11 protein-coding genes are annotated in these 11110 nt (G+C 70.2%); 4 read left to right on the top strand and 7 right to left on the bottom strand.

Going from position 1 to position 11110, the window contains the following annotated elements; translation table 11 throughout:
* Positions 1-426: 426 nt before the first annotated feature.
* The 4 genes from OG715_RS19505 to OG715_RS19490 all read left to right on the top strand — a co-directional run bounded on the left by OG715_RS19505 (position 427) and on the right by OG715_RS19490 (position 3939).
* On the top strand, positions 427-1158 hold the full coding sequence (locus tag OG715_RS19505) for a hypothetical protein (RefSeq protein WP_266270074.1): 732 nt from the start codon (positions 427-429) through the stop codon (positions 1156-1158).
* Between the two features lie 222 nt (positions 1159-1380).
* On the top strand, positions 1381-2016 hold the full coding sequence (locus OG715_RS19500) for a hypothetical protein (RefSeq protein WP_266270073.1): 636 nt from the start codon (positions 1381-1383) through the stop codon (positions 2014-2016).
* Positions 2017-2070: 54 nt separating this feature from the next.
* The gene (locus OG715_RS19495; RefSeq protein ID WP_266270072.1) at positions 2071-2688 is read left to right on the top strand and encodes a hypothetical protein; all 618 of its coding nucleotides are present in this window, start codon (positions 2071-2073) and stop codon (positions 2686-2688) included.
* 189 nt (positions 2689-2877) lie between these two features.
* On the top strand, positions 2878-3939 hold the full coding sequence (locus OG715_RS19490; protein WP_266270071.1) for a phosphotransferase: 1062 nt from the start codon (positions 2878-2880) through the stop codon (positions 3937-3939).
* On the opposite strand, the gene OG715_RS19485 is transcribed toward OG715_RS19490, so the two are convergent.
* Genes OG715_RS19485 through OG715_RS19455 form a run of 7 tightly spaced genes read right to left on the bottom strand, consistent with a single transcriptional unit; the run spans position 3929 to position 11066 of the window.
* Positions 3929-5137, bottom strand: a complete 1209-nt coding sequence (locus OG715_RS19485) for a DegT/DnrJ/EryC1/StrS family aminotransferase (protein WP_266270070.1) — start codon at positions 5135-5137, stop codon at positions 3929-3931. The genes OG715_RS19490 and OG715_RS19485 overlap by 11 nt on opposite strands.
* A 28-nt stretch (positions 5138-5165) precedes the next feature.
* Positions 5166-6134: a phosphotransferase family protein gene (locus OG715_RS19480; protein ID WP_266270069.1), complete on the bottom strand. Its 969-nt coding sequence runs from the start codon at positions 6132-6134 to the stop codon at positions 5166-5168.
* Positions 6121-7089 (bottom strand): Gfo/Idh/MocA family protein, encoded by a 969-nt coding sequence (locus tag OG715_RS19475; RefSeq protein WP_266270068.1) that lies wholly within the window; start codon positions 7087-7089, stop codon positions 6121-6123. Before OG715_RS19475 ends, OG715_RS19480 begins: the two co-directional genes overlap by 14 nt.
* Complete coding sequence (locus OG715_RS19470; protein WP_266270067.1) at positions 7086-7703, bottom strand: AAA family ATPase; 618 nt, start codon at positions 7701-7703, stop codon at positions 7086-7088. Before OG715_RS19470 ends, OG715_RS19475 begins: the two co-directional genes overlap by 4 nt.
* Positions 7700-9208 (bottom strand): glycosyltransferase family 2 protein, encoded by a 1509-nt coding sequence (locus OG715_RS19465; protein WP_266270064.1) that lies wholly within the window; start codon positions 9206-9208, stop codon positions 7700-7702. Before OG715_RS19465 ends, OG715_RS19470 begins: the two co-directional genes overlap by 4 nt.
* Positions 9205-10083: a glycosyltransferase family 8 protein gene (locus OG715_RS19460; RefSeq protein WP_266270063.1), complete on the bottom strand. Its 879-nt coding sequence runs from the start codon at positions 10081-10083 to the stop codon at positions 9205-9207. Before OG715_RS19460 ends, OG715_RS19465 begins: the two co-directional genes overlap by 4 nt.
* On the bottom strand, positions 10080-11066 hold the full coding sequence (locus OG715_RS19455; protein ID WP_407661121.1) for a UDP-glucuronic acid decarboxylase family protein: 987 nt from the start codon (positions 11064-11066) through the stop codon (positions 10080-10082). Before OG715_RS19455 ends, OG715_RS19460 begins: the two co-directional genes overlap by 4 nt.
* Positions 11067-11110 lie beyond the last annotated feature (44 nt).

Genomic DNA, 11110 nt, shown 5'->3' with positions numbered 1-11110 from the left:
CGAGGTGCGGCCAGTAGCGGCCGGTCGGGTCGGGGTGTTGCCGCGGTGGGGACTGGGCTCACCTCCCTTGGCCTGGGAACGGAGCAGGTGCCGGCGGACCGGCACTTCTCATGGAGCATCTGCACGCGGACGCTGATCGTCAGCAGGGTGCCGTACCAGCTCTGGGTGCCCCGAGCTGGAGGCACCGAGGTTTGGCAGTGGGACGCTCCATGCCAAGGGCCTGCCTGCGTCGTCCCGGCCTCTGGTAGGCCAGCAGATGGGGCCGGATCCGGTGCTCTGTATCCACCAGTCGGATGCGAACTCACGGCCCGGGCAGCGTACCTGTCGGGCGACGCGCGTCAGCACGGTTTCCCAATCTAGATCCAGTTGCTCGGCGGTCGCTGCGAGAGTCAGGAATAGGTCGATTCCCGCTACCTACGGAGCGATATGCCGGACAATGCCTTCCCTATCCGTCTCCCTGAGCAGCCCGCCGTGCTGCCGGGCCCGACCTCGGGGCTGAGGGCCACTGCGTCGGGTGCTCAGCGGTGCACCGGGATGCCCGGTTGCGTCATCGATCACTCGGCCCCGGCCAGCTATGGGGCTCCGTGCAACCAGTTCGACCACCACGGTCCCGAGCACACGATCCACGGTCCCTTCGGAAAACCGGTCTTCACCGTCCGGCGCACCTGGCTCGCAGAGGAGGGCTGCGAACCGGTCATCGAAGGCTGGGGCTACGGTGCTGACCTGGAAATGAACCAGGCCGAGGCTCGCGGATTCGCCGCACAGCTGCGCGACCAGGCCAACCGGATCGATGAAGAGGCCGAGCGTCTCGGTGCTGTCGGATCCCCTCGAGCCGTCGTCGATGGCTGCCGTGCTCATCCGTGGTGCGTGAAGGGTGTTGCACCGCATTCGGACTGCGAGGGTACCGAGATCACCCTTGAGGCGGTCGACCGCCTCAACCCCGGCCGAGTCGGGCCCTATCTCAGTGCGTACCTGGCAACCTTCGATGGCGAACCGTCCTGTGGGATGCTCCTCGACAACTGGACGGATCTCAACGCTGCCGACCTCCGCCGGGTGATCGACGACATCGAGGCCCACCTCCCGAAGCTCAGGATCCTCGCCGCGCAGCTTGCGGAGGCCGAAGTCAGGAGCGCGGCTGCTCAGAGCATCTCGGCTTGAGTATTTGGCCACCCATACCAATGACCACAAGCGCCGCCTGACGGAACAACTGCCGGGAATCGTGACCGAACGGGCCGAACTTGCTGGTCTCTGGCTCACCCTGCGGCGTCCAGGCCCGCCGGTTCCGGCCGACAGCGGCCACCTCCGACGTGTCGGAGGTGGCCGCTAACGTGATCGATCAGGTCGCGTGTCGGCGATCTGCTTGCGGGAGAGGACTCGACCATGGCGAACAGCATCGTGCGGGCAGCCTGGGTGCCGGACGACGATCCCGAGCGGGATTGGGAACTGGCTGCGGACCTTGCTGTGGTGTGGGTCCGGCGGGAGTGCGCCGAGCAGGACGCCGCCGGTGTGCTTGTGGTCAACGCTTTCGGCGTGGAGCAGCAGATTCCGTCGTTGCGCACCTTCGCGGTCGAACACACTGTCACCACGCCGCGCGCAGCGCGGAGTCGTGTGGGCAGTGGCGTCGGGCCTGTCCTGGCCTACGTTCCTGACGAGAAGACTCTCAACTTCGCCGTGGGACTCGCTCGCGGATCGTCGCTCGCCGTCGTGGAGAGTATCGGTGGCTTTCCGCTCCGCGGCTGGGCCAGTCAGTTGGGTGCGGTTGATCTGACCAGGCCCGATGAGCAGCCAGCAGGGCTCCGTCCCGAGGTGGCGAAGGCCATCGAGCGACTGGACTTCTACAAGAACAACGGCTTCGGTGACCAGTTCGGCAAGGAGCAGGCCCATCGCATCCTGCAGAGCCTGCAGAGCGCGGGGGCACTGGAACGAGACGTCGTCCTGGGTGTGCTGGCAGCCCGCGGCGCCTCTGCCCGGGCCGTGCGCAACCTCGGCAAGCTGATCGACGGACTCGCCCACTGAGCGCTCGAAGAAGGTGATGGCAGCTCATCCCACACACGAGTATCGTCCGGCGCCATGGACGAGACGTTCTGGACCGCGGTCAGTGCGATAGCGGCTCTCGCGGCTGTCGGTCTGACGGTGTGGGCGACGCGGCAGGCGGCCACTGCCGCGTCTGCGTCCGCAACGGCGGCTCAGGAGATGACGAGGATCGAACGGGATCGCTGGCATCGGGACCTCACGCCCGAACTGCGGTTCACCTTGGACGGTTCCTCGGGCTCTCCCAGGGCGCTGCGGATCGAGTTGGTGGGGCCGGTCGGTCTCGATCGTCTTGATCGGATCATCCTGTCGGTGCGGGACGAGGCCGGCATTGACCACGCGGCGCTCGCTGCAGATCCTGATCACCGGCCTCAGGAACTGGCCCGGATGATCTGGGGGCCCTATCGCTTCCGGCCGGATGTCAACGGCGTCATGGAGCCGGGCCGGGAAATCGTGCTCGATGGCCTGGAGCGCGGTGAGCAACTGATCCGCCTCATGGAGTACACGCCAGCTCCGAGCTGGTTCGAGGGTGACCCGTTGGGCTGGCACACCCGCAACGCAACGCAGCCTGTACGTCTGCGAGCGGAGTGCCACCGCGACGGACACCGGCCGTGGACTGTGGTCACCGAGCTCCCCTCCCAAGCGAGCGGAGAATGACCACGACGATCACCAGATCTGCGTCCGGCGACAACTGGCAGTGCCGTTGACCTTGGCGCTCAGCGGCGTTACCGGACGAAGAGGCCTACCCGGCGACTTGGTGGGACTCGTAGTCCGAAACACGACGAGGGCGGCTGAAACCTCCTGAACCGACCGCTTCGATCCCTCGGCTCGGCTAGCCTGCTTGGGGTGACGGAAGCGACGTACGAAGCCCCCAGTGGCACGCGCTACAGCGAGATCGCAGAGGATCTGACAGTTCTCAGCGAGGCTTTCGGGCTGGGTGAGGTCCGCGAGTGCCGCTTCCTGTCGGACGGCTTGATGAATGGGAACTGGCGGCTGGATACGGCCGAGGGCTCGTTCGCGTTGAAGCGGATCATGGATGTGCCGTTGCCCCTGGCGCGGCGGAACCTGGCTGTGCTGTCGGGGCTGGCCGACGATGGACTGCCGGTGGGCAGGGCGAGGGTCTCCTCGGCGGGGGATGCAGTGGTCGAGGTCGCCGGCCGCGGGTACTGCTTGAGCCCGTGGATGGAGGGGAGCCATCTGCCAGGGACGGCGCTTTCGATCAGGCAGGCTGCTGACCTCGGCGTTCTCCTTGGTCGAATCCACCGGAGCTTGAACGAGGAGCGGCTGGACGGACTGCTGCCGCCCGGGCCGGAGCAGGTGGCCGTCGCGGTGACCACACCCGCCGAGGCATACCAAGAGGCGGACCGGTTCCTCACCCTGATCGCGGGGCTGGAGCGCCGGACAGCGTTCGATGGAGAGGCAGCCGCGGCCGTGGCCGAGCGCAAGGTGCTGTTGGAGAAGTACGGGCACGAGCGCCCGGCTGGCGAGGTGGCGGTCGGCCCGGTGGGGTGGACGCACGGTGACGTACAGCACCGGAACGTGCTGTGGCGCGACGGCGTGATCGTCGGGGTGATCGACTGGGACCGGATCCGGGTCCGGCCGTTCGGCGAGGAGGTCGCCCGCACCGCCACGGTGCAGTTCGGCGGTGAGGACGGCTTCCTCGACTTGGAGCGGACGTCCGCGTTCGTGGCCGGCTACCGGTCGGTGGTGCCGATCCCGCTGCCGGCGCTGGCGGACGCGGTGGAGCGGCTGTGGTGGAAGCGCATGTCGGACTACTGGCAGCTGGTCTTCCACTACGACCGCGACGATCACTCCTGCGACCACCTGTTCCTGCCCGCCGAGCGCTTCCTGGCCTGGTGGACGGAGCGGCGCGAGGCCGTGCAGGAGGCGTTCGCGGCTATGCCGTGAACACGGTGTGGGACAGGACGGTGGCGAGGGCTTCGGCCACCTGCTCCATGTAGTCCGTGGCGGGGATCTGCGGCACCTTGAGGACGATCATCTGGCGCAGGGTCTTGTAGTAGTTCGGCAGCGCGGCCCTGCTCGGCGGCTGGTAGGGGCTGTCGGCGAGGTGGGGCCAGTATCGGGCGGCCAGGTCGAGACGCTGCAGCAGCGGGGTCTGGGTCCAGTCCTCGTACTGGGAGCGGAGGGGGATGCCGGCGGCCCGGCACTTCTCGTGGAGCGTCTTCGGGTCGGGCACGCGAAGGTTGATCGCCAGCGGGGTTCCGTACCAGCCGCGGACGGAGAGTTCGCCGATCTCCGGCCAGGCGACGGGTGCGTCGTGTTCTTCCAGGGCTTCGCGGAGGGTGGCCAGGTTCTGTTCGGCGGCGAGCATCCGGTTGGGCAGGGAGCGGAGCTGCCGGCGGGCGATGACGGCGGAGAGGGCGGGCATCCGGTACTTGTAGGCGGCCCCGGTGGTGGCGAGCGGCTTCAGTTCAGGGAGGGTGAGTTCGTCGGCCAGCCGGGCGGGGTGGTGGCCGAGGGTGAGGGCACGCTCGTAGACCTCCCGGTCGGAGGTGGTCAGGATGCCGCCTTCGCCGCCGGAGACGGACTTGGACTCCTGGAGGCTGAAGCACCCTGCGGCTCCCCATGAGCCGACGGCCCGGCCCTGGTAGACGGCGCCATGGGCGTGCGAGCAGTCCTCGACGATCGGCAGGTTGGTGGCCTTGGCGAGCTGATCCATGCGAGCGGGGATGCCCCAGGTGTGGGTGGCGAGGACGGCGGAGCACTCGTCGGCGACCTGGGCGACGGAGGTGGCGGCGATGTTGGGGCTGTCGGGCTCGATGTCGCAGAAGACGGGGTAGCTGCCGGCCTGGAAGACGGCGGTGATGGCGGAGATCCAGGTCATCGGAGAGACGGCTACGCCGGCTTCGGGGTTGGCGCCGACCGCGTGGAGCGCGGCGTGCAGGGAGGCGGTGCCGGAGTTGAACGACAGCGCATGGCGGGTGCCGGTGAGGCGGGCGAAGGCCGCTTCGAGGGCGTTGGTGGCCGGGCCTCGGTTGATCTCGGAGAGGTGCCCGTCGTCGAGAAGCTTGAGGACGGCGTCCTTCTCGGCCTGCCCGTACTTGGGCTCGCGGGGGAACGGGAGGGTGACCTTGGGGTCGTTCATGGCGTCCTTCCAGTCGGGGTTCGGCTGCCTACGGGCGGCGGCGTCCGGAGGAGTGCTCGTTGGGGGTTATGCGGGGCACGGCGGCGAGGTGGCCGTGGTCGAGGTCGTCGAGGTCGGCCTGGATCTGGGCGGCCCGCAGCCGCACCATGTCCTGGTCGTCGAAGGCAACATGAACGTGCAGGAGCGAGACCGCGATGCGCAGGCGGAACAGGACGAGCGGCAGCAGGCTCTCGGCAGGCAACGGTCCGTCGAAGTAGCCGACGAGGAGGGCTTCGGTCATCGGCCCGGGTTCGCGCAGGGACCATCCGGCGAGTTCGGCCAGCGGGTCGCCGCCGCGGGCGCTCTCCAGGTCGACGACTCCGGTGATGCGGTGGCCGTCGGTGAACAGGTGGCGGCCGACCCAGTCTCCGTGCAGGAGCTTGGGCGCCGTTGCCGGGAGGCGGTCGGCTCCGGCTTCGAGGACGAAGCGGGCGCGGTTCAGCAGCCCGGGCAGGTGAAGGCCGTTCAGGCTGGGGGCTCGGCGGTCGGGTAGGGCGAGGAACCATCCCTGGATGGTGGAGTGTTGGCCGACGCCCTGTCCGTCGAGCTGACCGAAGCTGCTGACCTTGATGGTGTGCAGGCGGCGGAGGATTTCGCCGGCTCGGACGGCGGCGTCCAGGTCCGGCGGTCGCGGCGGCTCCGCTTCGATCGGCTGGCCAGGGCATCGGGTCTCGACGCAGGCCTCTCTGCTGTACCAAAGGACGCAGGCGGCGGGGACTCCCGCTTCGCGCATCCGGGCGGAGGCCCAGGCAGCGGTCGGGTAGCGCGAGCGGCTCCCCGCACGGCGGACCTTGACGACCAGTTCTTCGCCGTCGCGGGTGGTGGCGGCGAAGGGGAGGCTGTCGGTTCCCGACCGCATGGTCGTGAAGCGCGCGCCGGTGGCGTCGAAGCCCGCTTCGGTGAGCGCGTCGAGCAGCAGGGGGTGCGGGCGGTTGATCACCTCGTCAGGGGCGGACATCGGGCACCTCCGGCACCGGGACGGGGCGGCGGCTGGCGGCCGACCGGAGGGCGGCGTCCAGCAGGGCGATGGAGCCGAGGTTGCCGACGGCCGGGACGGGGGCGGTGCCGGGTTGGTGGAGGGCGTCCACCATGGCGGTGATGCAGCGCTGGTACGCCGGCGGGCCGGGTTCGGCGGGCTTGCGGCTGCTGGTGGGGTCAGGTGCCCAGCGGCTGGCGAAGTCGTGAGCCTCCACGCGCCAGTCGCCGTTGGCGTCGGTTCGCAGGAGCGGGTCCGCGATGTACCCGCCCCGGTAGGTGAACAGGGAGCCGTCGGCGAACCGCACGATGATCGTGGCGATCGCGCTGTGCGGGGCAAGGAAGCCGGTCGGTGTCTCGGTGCAGGTGACCTCGGTCGGCGGCGCGGTGATCAGGGCGCGGACCTGGTCGAGGGCGTGCACCGCGAGGTCGGTGGTGACGGGCAGGTGCTGGCTGCTGCGGAAGCCCGGGCTGGGAAGGGTGACGAGGGTGTCGGTGGTGATGGCGAAGGGTGGCTCGGCGTTGAGGTGGACCGTCGCGCAGAAGGCGAGGAAGCCGGGGTCGGTGCCTCGGTTCTGCATGACGGCCAGGAGCAGGCCGCGCTCGCGGGCGAGGTGGACGAGGTCGAGGGCGTCGGGCAGGCTCAGGGCCAGGGGTTTCTCGGTCAGGACGTGAAGGCCGTGGGCGAGGGATTCGCGGCTGACGCTGTAGTGGTGGTCGGGCGGGGTGAGGTTGACGACGACGTCGACCGGGGCCAGTGTGAGCGTTTCGTCGAGCGTCGTGGCGAACACGGGGCTCAGTTCGTACCGGTCCGCGAGAGCGTGTGCCGCCTGCTGGTCGGGGTCGACGAGGACGGCGATCTCGATGCGGCCGTCCGCGAGCAGGGAGCGGATCCAGCGGCCGGCTATGGCGCCGCAGCCGATCAGCGCGGCCTTCATCGTGCCTCCCGGATCGGGTGTTCGCCGACCCGGTGGCGACGGAGATGGTCGAGGGCGCGCGTGGCGAGTTCGTCGGGCGAGCCGGTAGTGGTGTCGAGCCGGACGACGGCGGGGGCGAGCGCGTGGTCGAAGTAGGCGTTGAAGTGCTCGCTGAAGTGTCGGTCGTAGAAGATCGTCGGCATGCCTTTGCGCAGGCGGGCCCGGCGGGCCAGCACGTCCGGGTCGGCGGTGAGGACGATCGTCAGGTCGGGCATCGCCACGGCCCTTCTGGTGACGGTGTGTCGGGCCTGGTCGTCGCAGTCGAAGCCGTTCATCCGGCCGACGGCGTGCGCGTGCGCGAGGAGGGTGTCCACGGTGCGGTCGAGGATCACGTCCCGGCCTCCGGCGAGGGCTTGCTCGGCCCGGGCGAGCCGCAGGTCCTCGACTTCCAGGAACCGGGAGATATTGGCCAGTTGGTGGTCCGCGGTGAAGGGTTCCGGGGTCGGCAACCTGGTGGGGTCGGGGCTGGCGTGGAAGTAGCAGGGGATGACGGCGGGGTGGTCGAGGTGAGGGGCGAGCATGGCGGCGAGCGTGGTCTTGCCGACGCAGCTGACGCCCTCGATGGCGAGGATCACGGTGCCTCCCTGTCCTTGGAGCGGCGATTGCTCTTGGGGGCGAGTACTGAGTGCCTGGTGCCGGTCACGGCCCAGCGGCCGAGGGCGGTCATCGGGCCGATGCTCTTGAGCAGCAGCCCGGCCAGCGTCTCCACGCTCTGCTCGGCGGTCTCCCGTGCAGTCAACAAACGGCCTTCGGCCTCGGCGAGCAAGCGGACCGGTGCGACGGTGGCCGCCCAGAGCGCGGCCGTGGCTGCTGCCCGGACCGGTGGGCTAGTGCGCGGTCCGAGTGCGAGGGCCAAGCAGCCGACGGTGGCGGGCGAGACCAGCAGCCAGGCCATGCCCCGGTAGGCGCCGGTGGTGAGCGCCGCGACGTGGTCGAGGCGGCTGCCGTGGCCCTGGGCGTGCCAGCGGGTGGCGCACTGCGGGTAGTCGAGGTAGCTCTGGAACCAGCGCTCGCCCTGGGACAGCAGCTCGGGCAGGTACTCGGCCGCCGGTACGGCGGTGGTGAAGGGGAGGCTGTCGACCGGGACGCCGTCCAGGGTGAGCCGGTAGCCGAAGGCGACGTCGTCGAGGACGGTGAAGTCGGGCAGCCCGCCGACCTGCCGGAAGACGTCGGCTCGGACGAGCAGGCCGTGGCCGACGGTCTGGGCCAGGCCCCGCCCGCCTCGCGCTCGGTGGGCGGATTCGGCGTACCGGCGGAGGTTGGGGATCTCGCGGCGGAGGGTCCAGAGCGTCTGCGCTCGGGCAGCGCCTCGGCACAGGGCTCGTTCCCACCAGGTGCCGGCGGCGCCCTGGGTGGCGAAGCGGGCGGACTGCTGGACGACGGGAGGCAACTCGCCGTGCTCAGCCCGGTGGCGAAACAGGAACTCGGCGGTGCGTTGCAGCAGCTCCGGGCTGGGGCGGGAGTCCACGTCGTAGACGGCGACGTACTCGTCCGCGGAGTCGGCCGCGAGCTGTTTGACTGCGGCGTTCACCTGCGCGGCCTTCCGCCCGTCGCCCTCGTAGTGGACGTGCCGGACCACCGGCTCCCGGAGACGCGCGATCTCGCTCGCGATGACGTCCGCCGTCATGGGGAAGGGCAGCAGGGCCTCGGTGGCCGTCGCCAGGGTGAGTGCACGCTCGCCCGTCTTGGCGAGGGCTTCGGCCAGGGCGGCCAGCTCGTCGTCGGTCAGCTGCGGGAAGCGCTGCACCCTGAGGTCAGTCGCCGTCGCCCCGGCGAGCCGGCCGACGAGGTGTGCACGTTCGCGTTCCTCGCGCGCCGTGGACACCAGGGTCAGCGTCGAACCCGGGAAGTCGCGCAGGAGCGGTACGAACCACGCCAACGCGCCGGCGATGTGCTGCTGCTCGCGCAGCACCGGCATAACGATGTGCAGCACCGTCGGCTCCGCTTCCGAGGGCGGGGCCGGCTGGTCAACCCGGGCCAGCGTCCGGCGGACCTGCCGTAGCCCGTTCACGTTTCGCGCGGCCACGGCGGCGGCGATCCACCAGGACGGCCGCCGCCAGAACGACTTCCTGCCGTTCACTCGGCTCCTCCCGCGTCGGCGTAGTCGTGGAACAGCCGGTAGGTGTCCCGGAGCCGGCCGTCCGGGTAGCCGTCCTGCCAGGGCTTGTCGGGGCCGGCGAAGTGCACCAGGGCGGCGGTCTGCTCGTCCTCCAGGAGCTGGGCGAGCGGGCTGTCTGCCTCGGCGTAGTGGACGAACCCGGACTGGCTAGCCTGCGGGGACATGGCGAAGGTGTTCCAACGCCGCTCCAGCCGGTGCCAGTTGTCGTCGACGGCCCAGTTCAGCGCGTCCTGGTCCCAGAACCGGACCTTGTCCGGGTGCTCGGACAGGAACTGCCGCGACCGCTCGAAGAGGCCGAGCCGATGGCAGCGGTCGAGGTCGATGAGCATGACGCCGCTGTTGAAGTAGTCCCGGCCGTACGGGACGCCGAGATTCTCCCAGCCCGGCAGCTGGATGCCTCGGCCGATGACCGGGTTCTGCGGGTCTCGCACCGCGCCGATCGGGCGCCCGTCGAGGGACTGCCGCAGCAGCGGGCGCAGGTCCCCGAGCACCAGGGTGTCGGCGTCCAGGTACAACACCCGGCGCTCGTCGGGGATGACCTCCGGGATGGCCAGGCGCACGTACACCGCGCCGCTCACCCAGTCGGAGACCGGGTAGCGCGGGTCGGTCGTGGGCGCCGACCGCAGCTCGGTCCGCAGGCCCGTTCGGTCGGCGTCCCGCAGGATCGCCCGCCGGTTGGCGTCGCTGATCTGCTGGTCGAGGACGATCAGGCGGAGCTCATCGACAGCGCCGGGGTGCGCGGCGGCGATCGAGCGCATCAGCGTCCGCAGTGGGCGGGCGTATCCGTCGTCGACTCCGCAGACGATCGCGGGCAGCGGGTGGGAGGTGGTGTTCACGAGGCACTCCTTCCGGTGGCGGCGGCCTGGCGGGGGAAGTGCTGCTCGGCCCAGTCGAGGGTCCGGCGCAGGCCGTCGCGCAGGTGGGTGGTGGGCTCCCAGCGGAGGTGGGCGCGGGCCGAGGCGATGTCGGGGCAGCGGCGCTTCGGATCGTCGGCGGGCAGCGGGACGAAGGTGATCGCGGACGAGGAGCCGGCCAGCGCCCGAATCTGCTCGGCGAGCTGGAGCATGGTGATCTCGTGCGGGTTGCCCAGGTTCACCGGGTCGGTGTGCTCCGCAGTGGCGGCGGCGAGCAGGCCCTCGACGGTGTCGGCCACGAAGCACAGGGAGCGGGTCTGGCTGCCGTCGCCGGCCACGGTGATCGGCTCGCCCGCCAGCGCCTGCTGGATGAAGGCGGGCACAGCGCGGCCGTCGTCGGCGCGCATCCTCGGCCCGTAGGTGTTGAAGATCCGCACGATGCGGGTGCGGATGCTGCCGGAGCGCTGGAAGCACGAGGTCAGGGCCTCGGCGTATCGCTTGGCCTCGTCGTAGACGCTGCGGGGCCCGACCGGGTTCACGTTGCCCCAGTACTGCTCCGGCTGCGGGTGCACGAGCGGGTCGCCGTACACCTCGGACGTCGAGGCGAGCAGGAACCGGGCGTGCTTGGCCTCGGCCAGCTCCAGGGCGTTGAGTGTGCCCAGCGCGCCGACCTTCAGGGTGGCCAGCGGGTGGCGGGCGTAGTCGAGCGGCGATGCGGGCGATGCCAGGTGGAAGACGAAGTCCACCGGCCCGACCACGCTGAACGGCTGAGTGACATCGTCGCTCTGGAAGCGGAAGCCGCCGGCCGAGCGCAGGCCCGACAGGTTGTCGAGGCGGCCGGTCAGCAGGTTGTCGACGCCGATCACCTCCGCTCCCAGGTCGAGCAGGCGCTCGCACAGGTGCGAACCGATGAACCCGGCGGCCCCGGTGACGACGGCGGTACGGCGGACGAAGGCGCTGGTCACTGCCGTGGGCGGCAGTGGTTCTTGCGGGTAGGACACGGTGCTTT

It is taken from the genome of Kitasatospora purpeofusca (assembly GCF_036010405.1).
In the GTDB taxonomy this organism is placed as follows: Bacteria; Actinomycetota; Actinomycetes; order Streptomycetales; family Streptomycetaceae; genus Kitasatospora; species Kitasatospora purpeofusca.
The sequence above is the reverse complement of the archived record's forward strand: the minus strand, read 5'-3'. Positions and strand labels throughout refer to the sequence as shown.